Annotated in this window: 15 protein-coding genes and 1 pseudogene; 13 read left to right on the top strand and 3 right to left on the bottom strand. The window is 42.1% G+C overall.

Annotated features, from left to right (window positions below; genetic code table 11):
• The first annotated feature begins 209 nt into the window (after window positions 1-209).
• From A0125_RS00405 to rodA, 9 genes are all read left to right on the top strand, one after another.
• Entirely contained in the window at window positions 210-1,202 is a 993-nt protein-coding gene (locus tag A0125_RS00405) for an NAD(P)/FAD-dependent oxidoreductase (protein ID WP_317038788.1), read from the top strand.
• Complete coding sequence (locus A0125_RS16465; protein WP_317038797.1) at window positions 1,165-1,530, top strand: NAD(P)/FAD-dependent oxidoreductase; 366 nt, start codon at window positions 1,165-1,167, stop codon at window positions 1,528-1,530. The genes A0125_RS00405 and A0125_RS16465 overlap by 38 nt, the downstream gene beginning before the upstream one ends.
• 154 nt (window positions 1,531-1,684) lie before the next feature.
• The gene (locus tag A0125_RS00400; RefSeq protein ID WP_066750439.1) at window positions 1,685-3,361 is read left to right on the top strand and encodes a DNA polymerase/3'-5' exonuclease PolX; all 1,677 of its coding nucleotides are present in this window, start codon (window positions 1,685-1,687) and stop codon (window positions 3,359-3,361) included.
• Between the two features lie 123 nt (window positions 3,362-3,484).
• Window positions 3,485-5,146 carry a M1 family metallopeptidase gene (locus tag A0125_RS00395; RefSeq protein ID WP_066750437.1) on the top strand — a complete coding sequence of 554 codons (1,662 nt, stop codon included), beginning with the start codon at window positions 3,485-3,487 and terminating at the stop codon, window positions 5,144-5,146.
• Window positions 5,147-5,296: 150 nt separating this feature from the next.
• On the top strand, window positions 5,297-6,319 hold the full coding sequence (locus A0125_RS00390; RefSeq protein ID WP_066750435.1) for a rod shape-determining protein: 1,023 nt from the start codon (window positions 5,297-5,299) through the stop codon (window positions 6,317-6,319).
• Window positions 6,320-6,479: 160 nt separating this feature from the next.
• Window positions 6,480-7,313 carry a rod shape-determining protein MreC gene (mreC, locus tag A0125_RS00385; RefSeq protein WP_066750432.1) on the top strand — a complete coding sequence of 278 codons (834 nt, stop codon included), beginning with the start codon at window positions 6,480-6,482 and terminating at the stop codon, window positions 7,311-7,313.
• Window positions 7,306-7,830: a rod shape-determining protein MreD gene (locus tag A0125_RS00380; RefSeq protein WP_066750429.1), complete on the top strand. Its 525-nt coding sequence runs from the start codon at window positions 7,306-7,308 to the stop codon at window positions 7,828-7,830. The genes mreC and A0125_RS00380 overlap by 8 nt, the downstream gene beginning before the upstream one ends.
• Window positions 7,831-7,851: 21 nt before the next feature.
• Window positions 7,852-9,795: a penicillin-binding protein 2 gene (mrdA, locus tag A0125_RS00375; RefSeq protein WP_066750426.1), complete on the top strand. Its 1,944-nt coding sequence runs from the start codon at window positions 7,852-7,854 to the stop codon at window positions 9,793-9,795.
• 45 nt (window positions 9,796-9,840) lie between these two features.
• Window positions 9,841-11,118, top strand: coding sequence for a rod shape-determining protein RodA (rodA, locus tag A0125_RS00370; RefSeq protein ID WP_066750424.1), 1,278 nt, complete (start codon window positions 9,841-9,843; stop codon window positions 11,116-11,118).
• Between the two features lie 92 nt (window positions 11,119-11,210).
• Here the strand turns inward: rodA and A0125_RS00365 are convergent, their stop codons facing one another.
• The 3 genes and pseudogenes from A0125_RS00365 to argS all read right to left on the bottom strand — a co-directional run bounded on the left by A0125_RS00365 (window position 11,211) and on the right by argS (window position 15,268).
• Window positions 11,211-12,404, bottom strand: a complete 1,194-nt coding sequence (locus A0125_RS00365; protein WP_066752583.1) for a BaiN/RdsA family NAD(P)/FAD-dependent oxidoreductase — start codon at window positions 12,402-12,404, stop codon at window positions 11,211-11,213.
• Entirely contained in the window at window positions 12,400-13,476 is a 1,077-nt protein-coding gene (locus A0125_RS00360; protein WP_066750422.1) for a Gfo/Idh/MocA family oxidoreductase, read from the bottom strand. Before A0125_RS00360 ends, A0125_RS00365 begins: the two co-directional genes overlap by 5 nt.
• A 9-nt stretch (window positions 13,477-13,485) precedes the next feature.
• Window positions 13,486-15,268, bottom strand: a pseudogene (argS, locus tag A0125_RS00355) (arginine--tRNA ligase).
• Between the two features lie 106 nt (window positions 15,269-15,374).
• On the opposite strand from argS, the gene A0125_RS00350 reads away from it, so the two are divergent.
• The 4 genes from A0125_RS00350 to A0125_RS00335 all read left to right on the top strand — a co-directional run bounded on the left by A0125_RS00350 (window position 15,375) and on the right by A0125_RS00335 (window position 19,872).
• Window positions 15,375-16,766, top strand: coding sequence for an arginine decarboxylase (locus A0125_RS00350; RefSeq protein ID WP_066750420.1), 1,392 nt, complete (start codon window positions 15,375-15,377; stop codon window positions 16,764-16,766).
• Window positions 16,767-16,843: 77 nt separating this feature from the next.
• On the top strand, window positions 16,844-17,893 hold the full coding sequence (locus A0125_RS00345) for an MBL fold metallo-hydrolase (protein WP_231863059.1): 1,050 nt from the start codon (window positions 16,844-16,846) through the stop codon (window positions 17,891-17,893).
• 193 nt (window positions 17,894-18,086) lie between these two features.
• Window positions 18,087-18,650, top strand: a complete 564-nt coding sequence (locus A0125_RS00340) for a sigma-70 family RNA polymerase sigma factor (RefSeq protein WP_156472368.1) — start codon at window positions 18,087-18,089, stop codon at window positions 18,648-18,650.
• A 55-nt stretch (window positions 18,651-18,705) separates the two neighbouring features.
• Window positions 18,706-19,872 carry a FecR family protein gene (locus A0125_RS00335; RefSeq protein ID WP_066750415.1) on the top strand — a complete coding sequence of 389 codons (1,167 nt, stop codon included), beginning with the start codon at window positions 18,706-18,708 and terminating at the stop codon, window positions 19,870-19,872.
• Window positions 19,873-19,920: the final 48 nt, after the last annotated feature.

Genomic DNA, 19,920 nt, shown 5'->3' with positions numbered 1-19,920 from the left:
TACAAACATCGGCACCGGAATAATAGTGTAATTAATACACAATACTTCCAACAAACACAAAACATTTATTTACAGATAGATACACCAAACAATATCGCGTTTTATGATGTATACTATATAATAATTCATTTTTATTTATCGAAATGAGATAATTAGTCGGATATTTGCAGAAAAATCATTGTTAAGGTTTACATTTCATCGAAATTAATATGTTGCTAAATCGATCTGAGAGAAAATTCCCAAGAGTCATCGTTATCGGAGGTGGCTTCGGCGGTATAGAAGTAGCGCGTCGCTTAAAAGACAAAGAAGTTGAAGTTTTATTGATCGATCGCAACAATTTCCATACGTTCCAGCCACTACTTTATCAAGTAGCTACAGGTACATTAGCATCCGATTCAATTGCGTTTCCACTACGTAAGATGTTCAAGTCCCAATCGAATTTCAGATTTCGTATGGCCGAAGTACTTCGCATCGATAAAGATACTAAGGTGGTACATACTTCGGTAGGTGAGTTCGATTACGATTACCTAGTGGTAGCTAGTGGTGCCACTTCTAACTTTTTTGGAAATGCCGACGTAGAGAAATATTCTCTAGGTATGAAAAGCATCCAAGAAGCACAAAATATTCGCAGTTATGTATTGCAAAACCTCGAAGAAGCCGTGTTGCGCAAAAACGCAGACGACCGCGAGCGTTTCATGAACTTTGTAGTTGTTGGTGGCGGGCCAACCGGTGTCGAGCTTTCGGGTGCGATTGCAGAAATTCAGTTGCACATGCTGAAGAAAGATTACCCCGAATTGTCCAAGCACGAAATGAATGTGTACCTAGTAGAAGGATTGGGCGAAGTGCTAGCAGCACTTTCTGACAAATCTTCGCGCGATGCGAAGCGCTATTTAGAGGAATTGGGAGTTAAAGTAATCTTAAACACCGTAGTAAAAGAATACGACGGCATGACGGTTACATTGTCCAACGGTGATCAGATCCCAACAAAAACGGTAATTTGGGGCGCTGGTGTAAAAGGACAATTCCCAGAAGGAATCAATCCCGACTTAGTACAACGCGGCAATAGAATAAAAACAAACGGACAATGCCAGATCATCGATATGCCAGGTGTATATGCGATTGGTGACGTAGCTGCTACGGTGACCGAAAAAAACGCCGAATGGATTGCCAGGAGTAGCACCAGTTGCGCAGCAACAAGGTAAGTACGTGGCTGATCATATTTTGAGCATCTTGAAGAACGAAAACAATACAGAAGATTTCAAATACTTTGATAAAGGATCTATGGCAACCGTAGGACGCAATCGTGCAGTTGTAGATATGGGTAAAATACATTTGAAAGGATTTATCGCGTGGTGTACTTGGATGTTTGTCCACTTGCTGTCCATTGCTGGCTTCCGCAATCAATTGGTAACCTTCATCAACTGGACGGTTAAGTTTTTCACTAAAAACTCTGGAATTCGACTGATTATTCACAAATATCATCGTCCGGATCCCTTAATGAAAGTAACGGAAGATACCGAGCAAGTATAATCTATACTATTACTGTTGTTTACCATATAGTTTAAAATAAAAGGGGCGTATGCCCCTTTTATCTTTTATGCCCTTACGCATGTGAAACGCATTTTGGAATGCGCATATTTCGCTATCTTTGATATTCACAAACTTAAAGAAACACCCTATTACTATGGATAATAAAAGCGTTGCCAAGGTTTTCAAACTATATGGTCAGTTGATGGAACTACTCAACGAAAATCCATTTCGAACCAAAGCCATCAGCAGTGCCGCTTTTAAGATCGACAAGCTTCCTTTTGCAGCCGAGAAGGCCACCATGGAAGAATTAAGTCAGCAACCAGGAATAGGCAACAGCACGACCGAAAAAATCAAACTAATCATCCAATCGGGAACATTGCCTGAATTGGATAAACTCAAGGAACAAGTGCCCGAAGGAGTCTTAGAAATGCTTCATATCAAAGGCTTAGGACCCAAGAAGATTCAAATCGTTTGGAAAAATCTAAACATTGAAAGCATCGGTGAGCTGTATTATGCCTGCAATGAAAATCGATTGGTAGAAGCCAAAGGATTTGGGCTTAAAACACAGGAAGAAATCAAGAAAAATATCGAGTTTTCTATCGCCAACAAAGGTTGGGTATTGTATGCCAGAGCTACCCATTTTGCGGAAGCCGTGTTGGACGCTTTACAACAAAATTTCCCAGACAATCAGATCGTTTTTACGGGTGATTACCGCCGTAAGGCCGAGGTGTTGCAATACATTGATTTATTGATCGATCTTCCACAGCACGTGTTGGTCTCCACTTTAGAAAGCAAAGATTATGTCTTGCAAATCGATGCCGACCGCGAAGCCGTACATTTCAAAGACGATAATAATATTGCGTACCGCATTTTCACCACCGCGACAGATTCTTTTGCCAAAAACTGGCTATTGACTACAGGATCCAGTGAACATATCGATTTATTGACGGCAAGAAACAAAGAAATCCCTAACCTAGCCACCGAAGCTGCTATTTACGAAGCGCTCGGCTTGGCGTTTATAGAGCCAGAATTGCGCGAAGGATTTAATGAAATTGATTTAGCGGCGGATAATGCTTTGCCAACTTTAATTCGCAATGAAGATATCTTAGGCACATTGCACAATCACTCCACTTATTCGGATGGTGTTCACAGCCTGGAGCAAATGGCGACGTATTGTAAAGAGAAAATGGGCTTGCAATATCTAGGCATTTGTGATCACTCCAAAACTGCCGTTTATGCGAATGGCTTATCCATAGAGCGCATTGAGCAGCAATGGCAAGAAATTGACCAGCTTAATCAGAAACTAGCGCCGTTTAAAATATTCAAAGGGATCGAATCAGACATTTTAGGCGATGGTTCATTGGATTATCCGGATGAAATTTTAGCGAAATTCGATTTTGTGGTCGCTTCGGTGCACAGCAATTTGGGTATGACGGAAGAAAAAGCGACAGAACGATTAATCAAAGCCATTGAAAACCCGTATACCACGATATTAGGTCACCCGACGGGTCGATTATTGCTTTCGAGAGCGGGTTATCCGATCGATTATAAAAAAGTCATCGACGCTTGTGCAAGCAATCATGTGGTTATTGAAATTAATGCTAATCCTCTTCGCTTGGATCTCGATTGGCGTTGGCATCGCTATGCGCTACAAAAGGGCGTATTATTATCCATCAACCCAGATGCGCATCGCATGGAAGGATTTCACGATATGCAATACGGCGTATTGGTTGGGCGCAAAGGCGGCCTTTCGGCCGACAAATGTTTGAATGCCTTTAATCTAGAAGCAATTCAGGGCTTTTTTGACCAGCGGAAGGCTGAGAAAGCTTAGCGTTTAGAAATTTCACGCATTATGCCATAATTTACCCAATTATTTACTGATAATAGCACAATACCCAAAGATTTACCGATCCAATGCGATTTTTTGTAGATTTACTACAAAACACATTCTTCCATGATTCAAAAGTTTGCCGCGATACTACTTTTCAGCGTTCTGACCGCCCCATTTTATGCATCAGCGCAGCTGATGAAAGCCAAACAGCTATTTACCAAAGCGGATTCGCTACGTGGTGAGCTAACTCCTTACAGAACCTGCTATGATATCAAATATTATCACTTGGACGTGACCGTCGATATCGAAAATAAGCATATTGCGGGAACCAATTTATTTCGTTTTGAGGCAGTAAATGATTTCGACACCTTGCAGTTCGATTTATTTGAGAATCTTTCGGTGGATAAAGTGGTCTACAAAGGCAAAGAATTAGATTTTGACCGCGAATACAATGCTGTTTTTGTCGCTTTTCCAAATACAATACCAAAAGGCAAACTTGATTCTTTTGTAGTACATTATTCTGGCAATCCTATTCAAGCGACGCGCGCGCCTTGGGATGGTGGATTTGACTGGAAGCAAGATAGCAATGGTAAACCTTGGGTAGCAACAGCTTGTCAAGGTTTGGGTGCGAGCGTGTGGTGGCCCAATAAAGATCATCAGTCGGACGAAGTAGATAGCATGCTCATTTCTGTCGCCGTACCTCAAGGTGTGATGAATGTGTCGAATGGTCGATTGGTGAAAACCGAAAAACTAAAAAACAAATACACCAAATACCACTGGAAAGTGGTCAATCCAATCAACAATTATAACGTTGCACTCAATATCGGAGATTATGTACACCTAAGCAAGAGTTATGACGGTGAAAAAGGACCATTAACATTAGATTATTATGTACTGCGTGAAGATGCAGATAAAATGCAACATCTAGAAAAGAATACGCAAGATATGCTGGAAGCTTTTGAGCACTGGTTTGGGCCATATCCATTTTACGAAGATGGATATAAAATTGTGCAAACAGCACATTTGGGCATGGAGCATCAAAGTGCGATTGCTTACGGCAACCGCTTTGGCAATGGCTACTTGGGAAGAGATAATTCCGGCACGGGATGGGGCTTGAAATGGGATTTTATCGTTATACACGAATCTGGACATGAATGGTTTGGTAACAATATTACTTCCAAGGATCTTGCCGACATGTGGATTCACGAAAGTTTTACCAACTACTCCGAGGCGCTATTTATCGATTATTTTTATGGTAAGGAAGCAAGCGGAGCATACGTACATGGCAATCGTAGAGGAATATCGAACGACGCTCCTATTCAAGGCCCTTACAACGTAAACAAAGAAGGCTCTGGCGATATGTATCCCAAAGGAGGAGTTATGCTTCATATGATTCGAACGATTATCGATAACGATGATAAATGGAGGGAAATTCTCCGCGGACTCAATAGTACGTTTTATCATAAGACGGTGAACTATGACGATATCGTACAGTATATCAACAAAACATCTGGAATCAATTTTTCAAAAACATTTGAACAGTATGTGCAACACGCAAGTGTACCAACTTTGGAAATCAACCGTATGCCTGACAACCAAATCGCCTATCGGTGGATCGCCGAAGCAAAAGACTTTGATATGCCAGTGGATATTATGGTCGGCCATGAGAAAAGAATACGCTTGAAACCCACTAATAAGTTCAAAGTCATGAAGCTGTCAGGCAGCGAAGACCAGCAGATCACAGCCGATATTTTTAATTATTATATAGGAACCGCTATACAATAAAACAGCGTCTTTTTCGTTGCGCGACAAGGCTTATTAAATAAGTTTTTGAGGCAGAGTGTACTCTTTATTTTTTATGACGGAGTATAGCCAAAGAAAAGATTTTTTTCAGTAGGTTTGCATTTAAAATAAAACTTAGAAATTTCGCGCTAGATGGGTCTTTTTAATTGGTTTACGCAAGAAATTGCGATTGACTTGGGTACGGCGAATACCCTTATCATACATAATGACAAAGTAGTAGTGGACGAGCCTTCTATTGTCGCATTTGACCGCACAACTAACAAAGTTATTGCAATTGGTCGGCATGCGATGCAAATGGAAGGTAAAACGCACGACAATATAAAAACTGTACGCCCTCTTCGCGATGGGGTTATTGCAGATTTTACCGCAGCGGAACATTTAATCCGCGGAATGGTAAAATTGGTTAATAATGGCAAGAGCTGGTTTTTTCCTTCCTTACGAATGGTGGTTTGTATTCCATCTGGTATTACTGAAGTGGAGAAACGTGCCGTACGCGATTCTGCAGAAATTGCAGGTGCAAAAGAAGTATACCTAATCCACGAACCAATGGCCGCTGCTGTCGGTATCGGTATCGATGTGGAAGAGCCGGTAGGAAATATGATTATTGATATCGGTGGTGGTACTACTGAGATTGCCGTTATAGCCTTATCAGGAATTGTTTGTGATCAATCTATCCGCGTGGCAGGGGATAATTTCGATTCGGATATCGTCCAGTATATTCGTCGCCAACACAATATTATGATTGGTGAGCGTACCGCTGAGAAAATCAAAATCGAAGTTGGTTCAGCATTGCCCGAACTGCAAGATGCTCCAGATGATTTTCCGGTACAGGGTCGCGATTTAATGACTGGTATTCCAAAGCAAATCACGGTATCATATACGGAGATTGCACATTGCCTAGACAAATCAATCTCTAAAATCGAGGAGGCTATTTTAAAGGCGTTGGAGATTACTCCTCCAGAGTTATCTGCTGACATTTATCAAACTGGGATTTACCTAACTGGCGGCGGAGCATTACTTCGAGGTTTGGACAAAAGAGTTCAAGCAAAAACTAAACTACCAGTTCATATTGCGGAAGATCCACTTCGTGCAGTAGTGCGTGGTACAGGCATTGCTTTGAAGAATATCGGCAGATTTAAATTTTTGATGCAGTAATTCATCTCTTCTACATAGAAGAATTTAATAAGACACGTTTACGGGTAAGCTATATTCCTGATCCGTAAACGTGTCCAATAATTTTAGGTAAAATGTTATGCGTGGATAACTCCAGCATATAACTAACCATTAGGGTAAAGCAGAAAAACTAAACAACAGGATGAAAAACCTTTGGCTTTTCTTTATTCGTTATAATGCCTTTTTCTGGTTTTTGCTTTTCTTTACAGCAGCCGTTATACTATCCATTCGCCATAATTCGTTTCAAAGATCATCCTTCGTTAGTTCTTCAAACATAGTTGTAGGCTCTTTCTACGATAAGTTAAATTCTTGGAAAAGCTATCTTGATTTAAGTACAACTAATGATGATTTGGCAAGAGAAAATGCATCACTACGGCAGAAACTACAGCAATATATCCTTCGCGATACATTGGATAGTATTCCACTGACGGATTCGATTGACGAAAGCCGGTATGAATTTATTGTAGCTGAAGTCGTTAATAATAGTATTCATCAAAAGAGCAATTACCTGACCTTGGGTAAAGGAACCAACGCCGGTATCGAGAAAGGAATGGGTGTTATTACATCCAATGGCGTGGTTGGCATTGTACTGGATGTATCCACCAACTTTGCTACTGTACGCTCGCTACTTCACCCAGATTCTCGCGTATCTGTCACTTTAGATAGCACGGAAGCGTTTGGCTCACTCGTGTGGGGTAACAACATTGATCCGAAACTGGCCATGCTTCGCGATATTCCAAATCATATTAAAGCCGAAAAAGGACAAGTTATCCGAACGTCAGGATTTTCATTGTTTCCCAAAGGGATAAAGGTGGGTGAAGTGGATGAAACAGGTATTACATCTGGCGAGAGCTTCTTAGATATTAGAGTTCGCTTAAGCACCAACTTTTACAACTTGCATCACGTGTACGTAGTAAAAGACAATCTGGAGGAAGAAAAACAAATGCTCGAAGCAGAAAGGGACGATAATGGCTAGAATCATGTTTTACAATATCGTTCGTTTTTTAGCGCTAATTACTATACAAGTTGTGCTGTTCAAAAATATCGGTTTTTATAACTTAGCCACATTTTTTCCGTACATCTTAATTATTATGCTGTTGCCTCTTGGCATATCCAATTTCTTTGTATACGTGCTGGCCTTTGCTACCGGATTAGCTATTGACGCTTTTTACGATTCGCTAGGGATCCACGCTGCAGCTTGTGTAGCACTAGCATGGTTTAGAATTGTATTTATTAGAATTACTTTGGAGATTGATGTTCGGCAATCATCAGACAGTCCATCTTGGGGCGAATTAGGTTCAAAGTGGTATTTATCGTACATTTTCTTAGGTACGCTGATACATCATTTTACTTTGTTAGTGATCGAAGTCTTTTCGTTCACCAACTTCTTAACCACAAGCCTAAGCATCTTGCTTAGCAGTTTGAGTACATTCGCCATCATTTTGTTAATAAGCCTTCTATTTTACAAAAGGAAGTCGAGGGTGGGGATATAATTATAAACAATCAACGCGTTTATGAACAATAGCTTCTTTACACGCAAATACATTATTCAGGGTATATTCATTACGACTGCATTATTGATCGTAATCAGATTGTTTTATATCCAGATTATTGATGATAGCTATATCCTATCCGCTAATAATAATGTATTGCGTAAGGTAATAGTATATCCTGCTCGAGGCGCCATCTTGGACAGAAATGGAGAGATTTTGGTGCAAAACGAACCAATATATGACTTACTGGTCACACCTCGCGAAGCCAAAGATATTGATACGCTATTGTTGTGTGAATTAATCGGTATAGATAAGAAAGGTTATATTCAACGTATAGAAAAAGCCAAAGCGCACTCCCCATATCGGGCATCACAGTTCGAAAAACAGCTTTCTTCGACTACCTATGCTCGTTTGCAAGAACATCTGTACAAATTTAGAGGATTTTATGTTCAAAATCGTACCGTCAGAAGTTATCCTGACAGTATTGCAGCTCAGTTTTTAGGATACATTCAAGAGGTCAATCAACGAGATATTGACAGATCGGATGGCTTCTATCGACCGGGTGATTACATCGGAGCTACCGGCGTAGAGCGCGCGTATGAAGACTTGTTGCGCGGAAAACGTGGCATCAAAAACCAAATGGTAGATGCCCTCAATAGACCGCAAGGTTCGTTTATGGATGGAAAGTATGATACGCTAGCTGTTACAGGCGATGGAATGATATCATCCCTCGATAAAAACTTACAGATTTTGGCTGAACGCCTCATGAAAAATAAGTTGGGTTCCGTCGTCGCCATTGAACCTTCTACCGGCGAAATATTGACCATGGTGAGCAGCCCTACCTACGACCCAAACTTAATGGTGGGTCGTGAATTGGGTAACAATTACATGGATTTGCTGAACAACGAAAACAAACCGATGTTCATTCGGCCAATACAAGCTTCTTATCCACCTGGCTCCATTTTTAAAGTCGTAGCAGCACTGACAGCGCAACAAGCCGGCATGATCGATGCGCAAACACGTTTTACCTGTAACGGTGGATACCGCTACGGTGGCGGACGAGGACTGATGCGCTGTACTGGAGTGCATGGCACTATTGATCTGGCAAGGTCAATTCAAGTTTCTTGTAATCCCTATTACGCCAATGTATTTGCACGCATGATCGATTCGCGTGGCATGTCGGGCCCACAAGCGTACGATTTGTGGCGCGAGGCATTGATGAAATTTGGTTTAGGTAGTACATTAGGTATAGATTTGCCGGGCGAAAAACCTGGGCTCGTACCAACTTCTAGTTATTACACCAAAATTTACGGTAGCGGAAAATGGCGATCATCATTTAACATTTCTTTGTCTATCGGGCAGGGAGAGCTAGGAATCACACCTTTGCAAATGGCAAATATCACTGCTATTGTTGCCAATAGAGGGTTCTATTATCGGCCACATCTTATCAAAGGTATAGGCGATCAAAAGATCGTGAAGCCAGAGTTCACGGAGAAAATTTCGGCAGGTGTAGACGCCAAATATTATGAAGCCGTGATCGAAGGCATGAGTCGAGTAGTAAATCAGGGTGGCTCGGGGCGTGCAGTAGCAATTGAGGGTATAGAAATGTGTGGAAAGACCGGAACGGTTCAAAATCCGCACGGTGAAAATCACGCCGTATTTTTTGCTTTCGCACCACGGGAAAATCCAAAGATTGCAATTGCTGTTTTTGTCGAAAATGCAGGATACGGTGGTACTTGGGCAGCGCCAATAGCCAGTATGTTGGTCGAAAAGTATATTCGTGATACGATTTCTCTGCCGAAATATTTGCAAGACCGTATTTACAATGGCGATCTACGACCAAAGCCGAAAAAGCCTGCTGCGCCAGCTAATTCCGCGTTGAACAAGCCAGTAGATAGCCAAACACAGCAGCAAGAGCCAGCGGCTTTGTTGGTACACCACAGTCAAAGGCCGCGTAGATCGTAATCAATAACATACATGCAATACTACAAATAGCAAGATCGTACAGATATGAATAGTTTACAAAAAAAGAGCTTTTTCGGACAGATCGACTGGTGGACGATTTGCTTGTGGTTCATGCTTTGTATGATCGGTTGGTTCAACATACATGCAGCCGTATACGACCCGGATCAGTCGAGCCTTTTTAATCTCAACACGAATTATGGTAAGCAATCGATCTTCATCGGTACAGCTCTCATAATTGGGTTTAGTATACTTATAATAGATGCAAACTTTTTCATATCGTCAGCTCCCTTCGTTTATTTTATAGTCATTCTATTACTTATTGCTGTATTGGTTGTAGGACGTAATGTAGGGGGAAATCAAGCTTGGATTCCTTTAGGCAGTTTTCGGCTGCAACCTTCAGAATTCGGAAAGCTCGCCACTTGCCTGCTTCTGGCCTTTTATCTTAGCAATCAAATCACAAAACATCCGAACCTAAAGACATTATTTTTTGGTGCTTCGATTGTACTATTTCCCGTGATGTTGGTGATGTTACAACCAGATACAGGATCGGCACTAGCCTTCTTTGCACTCATCTTTGTCTTTTACCGCGAAGGCTACGTAGGTACACAAGTACTGGTGATCGGAGGGTTAGCGATTATCCTATTTCTTCTTGCACTATTATTTAACCAGTGGATATTAATTGGAGTGCTGGCAACAGCAGCCGGGATATTTATGTATTTGCTGCGCAGAAAACGGAAAAATTTGATCAATATAGCGGTATTATTCTTAGCCTCTTCCATGTATATTTTGTGTGTGGACTTCGCTTACGACCATATTCTGCAAACTCACCAACGCAATAGGATAGATATTATTCTTGGAAAGATCGATGATCCACGTGGACAGGGATACAATCTAAATCAATCGATGATTGCTATCGGCTCAGGACAGCTTTTTGGAAAGGGTTATTTACAAGGTACACAAACAAAGTACAATTTTGTACCAGAACAAAGCACCGATTTTATTTTCTGTACCGTAGGCGAAGAATGGGGTTTTGTGGGGAGCTTTCTTCTTATTGCCGTGTACTTAGCTTTATTAATTCGATTAGTGAATATTGCTGAAAGACAACGCTTCGCCTTTGGTCGTATTTACGGTTATGGGGTGGTTTCCATCATCTTCTTTCACTTCTTTATTAATATCGGCATGACGATCGGAATTGTGCCAGTCATTGGCATACCACTACCATTTATCAGCTATGGAGGCTCTTCTTTATGGTCATTCACCATATTACTGTTCATATTACTGAAGTTTGATTCATCACGTAAGGGACTGTCAAACATCAGCTAGCATAGGAAGATCTAAAAGACGTCAACCTCAAATCTGGAACCGGAATAGCCAGAAGTCTTTCTAGCTGAAAAAGTAGCTGGTTTTTTTAAAACTTAGATGGCTTGCGCAATGGCGTAGCCAGATGCCCAAGCCCATTGGAAATTGTATCCGCCCAACCAGCCTGTAACGTCGACTGCCTCACCGCCAAAGTAAAGTCCTTTCACCAGATTAGATTCGAGCGTTTTGGCATTCAGTTCGTCAGTTGCTACGCCGCCCGACATCACCTCTGCTTTGTCGTAGCCTTTATCTCCTGCCGGCTTTACTTGAAAGCGATGGATCGTATCTTGCATGCGTTGCGCATCTGCTTTGCTTAGCGAAGCGATCTTTAGCGTTAATGGTAGCATATCTGCCATAGCATCAACCAATTTCTTAGAAAAATGATCTTGTAATAATTGTGCTACCGTACGCTTGCCGCCTAGCTGACGTTCGACCTTTATCAGCTGATCCAGTCGATGTGTGGGAAGCAGATCAATGGAAAACGTCTCGCCCGCGCGCCAATACGATGAAATCTGCAAAATAGCAGGCCCGCTCAATCCCCAATGTGTAAATAGAATGTTTTCTTCGAAAGAGATGCGTTCATTCCAAACGCGTGCAAATACAGAATTACCTGCCAATGCTGCATACCAAGCAGCATCTTTGCCCGTAATCGTCAGCGGTACCAATGCAGGAGCAGTACGCACGATGCGATGTCCAAAATCACGAGCCACACGAATCGCAAAGTCCGACGCGCCCATTTTTTGCACGGGCAAACCGCCAGAAGCCATCACGACTTTTTTAGTATTTAGCTTTTGCACAACACCGTTTCGCTCTACCGTGATTTCAAAGCCTTTGTCTGTTTGTAGAACGCCTTTCACCAAGCTATCCAACCACAGCTCCTGCCCTGTTTGGTTCATCAAACGAAGAAATACGTCGACAATATCTTTGGCTTTGTTGGACGTGGGAAATAACTGACCGAGCGTCTTTTCTGCACCTTGGATAGGCCCGTAGCCTTCGAAGAAGGAAATCGTGTCGTCTACCGTCCACTGGCTGAAAGCGGAATATAAGAAATTCGGATTTTCGGTCACGAAATTATCAATCGAAGTATGTAAATTGGTATAATTGCAACGGCCGCCACCGGAGATCAGGATCTTCGCACCCGGTTTACTGTTGCGTTCTAGTACCAGTACACGCTTGCCGAGTAAACCTGCTTGTGCGGCACACATCAAGCCACAGGCGCCAGCACCAATGACGATCGCATCATATTTAATCATACGCAATGAGTTCTCCTGCTAAAGAGATGACCGTTTTTTCGTTCCAAGATTGCTCACATAGCTCCAATATACGAATCACATCGCGTGCTTGCTCTGGCTGTACAGCGATTGTATTTTCCCCTTGCAATACATCGACCACATTCGCATAGAAATCTTGTCCAGATCCGCGCTCACTGACCACTTTTTGAGTTGTTTCTACTTGATCTGCATCGACAATGGCAAGCGTTCCATAAGTCGACTCGGGTTCTAATCCCCAATCAGCAGTCAGGTGCGGCAAACTGCCACCGCGAAGCAAATCTTCCTGCGGATCCGTTCCCGGTTTTACAAAACAACCAACCGTGCCGTATAGCGCATAGCGTGGTGTGGGCAATTTGGCCAACATTTGTCCTTTCAGAGAAACTTTTAACGTGGGATACGAAAGAATGATTTCAAAATCATCTACCGCCGCTGCACCATCTCGCTGTACGCGAAGATCCGCAAAAACTGAAGTTGGTGCACCGAACAGTTGCAACGCTTGATCAATTAAATGTGCGCCCAAATCATAGTGAATACCAGAACCGGGCAAATTCTGCTCACGCCAAGCGCCTTCACGCAAATAATTGCGAAAACGATCGTATCGCGCCTCGTAATTGGTCAACCTTCCGACAGCCTTTTCTTCAATGAGCTTGCGAACGGTCTTAAAATCCGAATGAAAACGTGCATTGTGATGTACGGTGAGCAACAAATTCTTTTTTGCCGCCAATGCGATGAGTTCATCAGCTTCTGCACTTGTATTGGTAAATGGTTTTTCGACCACGACATGCTTACCCGCAAGCAAAGCTGCTTTGGCAAAATCGAAGTGCACATCATTGGAAGTTGCCACAATGACGATATCAACAGCAGGATCATCAAAGATATCCGCAGCAGATTGTACGGCAATCGCTTCGGGATAGCGTTCGGCAAGCAACGCTTGCTGTTCGGCTTTGCGCGCTGTGACTTTGTAGAGTTGCAATGCAGGGTTTCCCGCGATAAAAGGCGCGTGGAAAACCTGACCACCGATAGAAAAACCAATTAAACCAACTTTATACATCAACGACAATTACATACTTTCCGGAACCGTGATTCCCATTAAATTCATACATCTAGCAATCACCGAGGCCGTAGCAGCAGATAGTTTTAAGCGAAATGCTTTAATGTGCTCTTCTTCTACTTTGAGAATGCTCAACTCGTGGTAAAACTTGTTATAAAGCTTAGCCAATTCGTACACATAATTGGCGATCTGCGCTGGACTGAAATCTTTGGCTGCCGCTTCGACTGTTTGTGGGTAGTTGGATAATGCTTGAATCAAATCACGTTCGTACTCCGTAATCGTATCTACAGACTGATCCGAGCTCACCTCACCTGCTTTGCGTAATACCGATTTGATACGCGCGTGGGTATATTGAATAAACGGACCAGTATGACCTTGAAAATCGACCGACTCGTTTGGATCGAATAATAAACGTTTTTTTAGGATCTACTTTCAATAAGAAATATTTCAAAGCGCCCATACCGATCGTACGATACAATTCTTTCTTTTCTTCTTCTGAAAATCCTTCGGTTTTACCTAGCTCCTCGGTACGCGCTTGCGCCGTTTCGACCATTTCTGCCATCAAATCATCGGCATCCACGACTGTTCCTTCACGAGATTTCATTTTGCCAGATGGCAAGTCAACCATTCCATACGAAAGGTGGAAAAGTCCGTCAGCCCAAGCTTTGCCTAATTTTTTAAGAATCAGGAATAGTACTTTGAAGTGGTAATCTTGTTCGTTGCCGACGACATAAATGGATTCTTCCATACCAAACTCATCATATTTTAATTGAGCGGTGCCCAAATCCTGTGTGATGTACACCGAAGTACCATCGCCGCGCAGCACCAATTTTTCATCCAAACCATCTTCTGTCAGATCTATCCAGACAGAGCCGTCCTCTTTTTTGAAGAATACTCCTTTATCCAGTCCTTCCTGAATAATATCTTTCCCTAATAAATAGGTATCCGACTCGTAGTAGAATTTATCGAAAGAAACGCCCAAAGAATCGTAGGTAACACCAAAACCAGCGTACACCCATTCGTTCATGGTTTTCCATAATTGGATGACGGCTTCGTCGCCCGCTTCCCATTGCTGCAACATATGCTGCGCTTCTTTGATCAAGGGCGCATTTTTCTTAGCTTCTTCTTCGGTTTGTCCCTGCGATTTGAGGTCTTCGATTTCGACTTTGTATGCTTTGTCAAAAGCGACATAATATTTACCCACCAGATGATCGCCTTTCAATCCAGATGTTTCTGGCGTTTCGCCAGCACCAAATTTCTGCCAAGCCAACATCGATTTACAGATATGGATACCACGATCATTAATCAGATTAGCTTTTACCACATCATAACCATATGCTTTCCAGATCTCTGCGACAGAGAAACCTAAAAGATTGTTGCGAATATGACCTAAGTGTAAAGGTTTATTGGTGTTTGGCGATGAATATTCGACCATAATGCGCTTACCTGTTGGCTGAAACACACCAAAGTCAGCCGCTGAAATTGAATCACTCAATAAGTTGATCCAATACGCATCAGAAAGCACAATATTTAAAAATCCTTTGATGACATTATAGGATACCACTTCGGCAATTTGCTGCTGAAGTAGCTCACCAATTTCCTGACCTGTCTGTTCTGGCGATTTCTTGGAAAAGCGGGTAACAGGGAAAATTACAATCGTGAACTGCCCTTCAAACTCTTTTCGGGTTTCTTGCAAACTAATTTGAGTATCAGGAATATCCGCTTGATAAAGCGATTTTACCGCGCTCACGGTCTCGGCAACGAGTCTTTGTTGAATGGATGAATCCGCCATATAAATGTAAGAATGTTATAAAGCTTCTGATAATGAGGGTGAAAAATTACCGTGTTTGTAATAGGTATTCATTACGAAAGCATATCTTTGCCAAAAATAACAAAAAATGCAGAGCTATCAGGAATTTCTTGACTTAAGTGTCGGTTTCCCGCAAGACGGATTCGACATCATCGATGACGAATTATACTTCCACGATCTAAACCTGATGGAGATGATCGAAACGTATGGTACTCCCTTGCGTTTTACCTATCTCCCGATCATCAGTAAAAAGATTCAGCAGGCGAAAATCCTTTTTCAAACGGCGATCTTAAAGCATAATTATCGTGGCTCGTACATGTATTGCTACTGCACCAAATCTTCGCATTTTAAGCACATCGTCGAAGAAGCTTTGAAGAATGATATTCACTTAGAAACCTCTTCTGCTTTCGATATGCCGATGATTGATGCTTTGGAGCGCCAAGGTGCTGTCACCAAAGACATCACTGTGATATGTAACGGTTTCAAAACTTATCAATACAAACAATACATCGTGGATATGCTTCACGATGGTTTCAGAAACATCATTCCGGTATTGGACAACAAGGAAGAGTTCAATATGTATGATGATGAGGTGGAGTTAGATGCACCTTGTAACTTAGGCATCCGGATTGCGGCAGAAGAGCAGCCTGACTCTCAATTCTACACTTCTCGTCTTGGAATCCGTATGGAAGATGTGATCGATTTCTACAATTCTAAAATTGCCGAAAATCCGCATTTCAAAGTGAAGCTGTTGCATTTCTTCATCAACTCGGGTATCTCAGATACGCCCTATTACTGGAATGAATTGGAGAAATACGTGACGTTGTATTGCAAATTCAAGAAAATCAATCCAGATCTTGACACCTTAGATATTGGCGGTGGTATGCCTTTTAAAGATTCTTTGGTACATGATTTCGATTTCGAATACATGGTCAATGAGATCGTGAACCGCATCAAACAAATCTGTGCGCACCACGAAGTGTTGGAGCCAGATATTATTACCGAGTTTGGAAAATACACCGTGGCTGAAGCTTCAGGTATTCTATACAAAGTACTGGGCCGTAAACAACAGAATGACCGTGAAAAATGGTTGATGCTGGATGGTTCATTTATCACGAATTTGCCGGATGTATGGGCGCTAAACCAAAAATACATTTTGCTTCCGATCAATAACTGGGATTCGGAGTACGAACGTGTTAATTTAGGTGGTATCACGTGCGATGGTCAAGATTATTACAATCAAGAAGCCCATATGAACTCGGTATTTATGCCCAAAACACGTAAAGTGCAGTACTTAGGATTCTTCCATACGGGTGCTTATCAAGAAGTATTGAGCGGTTATGGTGGTATTCACCACTGTTTGCTGCCTTCTCCGAAGCACGTATTGATTCGCAGAAACCGTGATGAGACATTCAACTACGAAGTGTTTGGCGAAGAACAAAACTCCAAACAAGTGATGAAATTATTGGGTTATCAATAACTTATCGTACATTTAATAGAAACCAATCTTTGAAACGTTTTATGTGGATCATTCTTACGTTACTGGTAATTATAGCTTTGGCATTTTACCTATTTAGTAAACAAGATAAGATTGGCTATTATGCAAAAGGTGAACGCTTGCGACGTATGGAGGCGGCACCTAATTTTAAAAATGGTGTGTTTGATAACCTTGAAAACACGCCAAGCTTGGCCGAAGGCGAAACGATGTTGACCGTGATGCGCAAATGGCTTTTCACGAGCAACCCGAACAAGCAACCATTGTCCGAACTACCACATATACAAACAGATCTTAATGCGCTGCCGTTAGATAGCAATGTATTAGTCTGGTTTGGTCACTCGTCTTACTACTTACAATTGGATGGCAAACGGATTTTAGTTGATCCTGTTTTTAGTGGCAATGCATCTCCAATTAATAATATCAAAGCATTCTTAGGCACAAATACATTCGGCGTAGCCGAAATGCCCGAAATAGATCTCCTCATTATCAGTCATGATCATTGGGATCACCTAGATTACGCAACAATCCGCGCTTTAGAGCCCAAAGTAAAACGCGTATTGACTGGACTTGGTGTCGGCGCACATTTTGAAGGTTGGGGCTATCCAGCAACCAAAATAACGGAATTGTATTGGGGAGAAACGGCGGATATCGACGGCCTACATTTCACCAGTTGTACGGCGCGTCATTTCTCAGGGCGCTGGCTCACACGCAATACTAGTTTGTGGTCTTCTTTTGCCGTTCGTTCTAGCAACCTCAACTTATATTTGGGTGGAGATAGCGGTTATGGCAAGCATTTTAAAGAAATTGGTGAGAAATTGGGACCATTCGATTGGGCTGTTCTAGAAAATGGACAATACAACACTTCTTGGCGTTACATACATATGCTGCCAGATGAGGTGGTACAAGCAAGCCAAGATTTGCGTGCAGAGAAATTCATTCCGGTACATTCGGCCAAGTTTGTATTATCCATCCACGATTGGGACGAGCCTTTGAAAGAAGTGACTCAATATGCCAAAAATAAGTCGGCGCTAGCCGCCACGCCCAAAATTGGCGAGGTGGTATATTTGAACCAAAAGCAGTCTTTCGACGCTTGGTGGGAAAATATTTAGTAATTGCTTAGCACCGCTTTAACATGGGCTTAATATAGCCCTAGTACCTTCGAGAGCAGAAGAGAACTTACATACCAACCAAACTTCTAGGTATTCGTTACATCAATAAGTAGCTGATTTTTGCTTTTAGCATTGCTTTTGGTTAAATTTGGAATTCTCTACCAGAAGATCTCAGTCTTTCATTGAAGAGTACATGACGAACCCAACTGTTGACAATAAAATCTACCTGCACGACATGGCTCATTTCCAGTCTATGTACCGTGATTTTTTTGCACCCCTGTGTCTCTTCGCCTCCAAGTTTGTTACTGATAATGAAAAGGATCTTGTTAATTCCCTTTTTGCTAAACTTTGGCAACGTAAGATCGTATTTGATAGCTACGAACATTGTCGTAATTATCTTTACAAAGCCGTTCAACATGCCTGCTTAGATGAATTGAACCTTCGAAAGAATAGTAAGATACGTGAGGAAAAATACGTTAAGTCCTTTCCACTGCAGGATGAGGCTGTAGATCAGCTCATCATAGAGAATGAATATTGGGCTACGATCTTTCGAGAACTAACAAAGCTACCCACGCCCTACAACAATGTACTGAGCATGAGTTACGTGGAAGGATTGAAAAATCATGAAATCGCAGAAGAGCTTAACTTATCCATGCAAACCGTGAAAAATCAGAAATCAAAAGGACTGAAATTACTGCGCTCTCTGCTTCTGAAACACGCCTCACTCCCTACCCTTTTAGCGTGGCTACTCCGCTGAGAAAAAAAATTCTTTTTTTAGGTACGTATTGTTAGGCTAGCCGTATATAGAATATATGACTACCAAGTATCGAATTATTGAATTACTCCGCAAAGAGCGAAATAATGCATTGACCGTGGATGAACAACAGGAGCTCACGAATTGGTTGTCGATCCCGCAGAATGCTTCTCTCTACCAGCAAATTAAAAATAACCTTTCGGAAAATGAGGCTTTAGATCGCTTAAAAGCTTATGACACCGAAACCGAGCTCGCACGAATGCTAGCGAGCTTAACACCGCAACAACCGAAGAAAAGTACCTACGCAATTTGGCTCAAATTCGTCGCAGTGAGTGCAGCATGTATTGCCATAGCTTATGTGCTCATTACTCCTTTGCAACAATCCAAAGATGAAGTTAGCACCACGATTACAGCTGGTACAGACAGGGCACTACTAACCTTGGAAGATGGCACTACAGTAGATTTATCAACGTTGGAAGCTCGTCTGAACGATCCATCTGCAGCAATGCGCGTTTATGAAGATGCGCAAGGGCGTCCGGTGTACGAATACACGGGTTCTGAGGAAAACGCACAGGGCTGGCACACGATTTCAACGCCAAAAGGTGGACAATATACCGTCAAATTACCTGACGGCTCCACTATTTGGCTCAACGCAGAATCCAAACTTCGCTATCCGCTTAACTTTTTAGCCAATAGAAAGGTCTTTTTAGAAGGCGAAGGTTATTTTGATATACGTAAGATGCCTAACGATAAAGGCGATTTGGCAAGGTTCACGGTAGAATTACCTGGCCATCAGGTAAACGTACTCGGTACCCAATTCAATATCAATGCCTACAAAGAAAATACACACGCACAAACGACCTTAATCGAAGGCAAAGTACACATCAGCGTGGAGAATGAAACTAGAGAACTACGCCCTGGACAGCAAGCTATGGTCTCCGCTACACAACCTAATAGCATCGAGATACGCAAGGTGGATACACGCTCATTTGCCGATTGGAAAGAAGGTTATTTCTTTTTTGACGCCTTATCCATTGAGGAAGTAATGCAAAAAATAGCGAAATGGTATGATATCCAAGTGGTATACAGTGGCGCTATTCCTAACGATAAATTTGGCGGGGAGATCTCGCGCTTCGAAAATCTGAATGAGATCCTAGATCTCTTGGAGTTGACAGAAAAAGTACATTTCAAAGTAGAAGGAAGGAGGGTCACCGTTATGCCATAGTAGGATGTGAAAAAAAATGTCACCCTAGAGAATATAACAGGACATTGT

The sequence above is a fragment of the Sphingobacterium populi genome, from assembly GCF_001586775.1.
GTDB classification, from domain to species: domain Bacteria; phylum Bacteroidota; class Bacteroidia; order Sphingobacteriales; family Sphingobacteriaceae; genus Sphingobacterium; species Sphingobacterium populi.
This window is presented reverse-complemented; position numbering and strand designations above follow the sequence as displayed.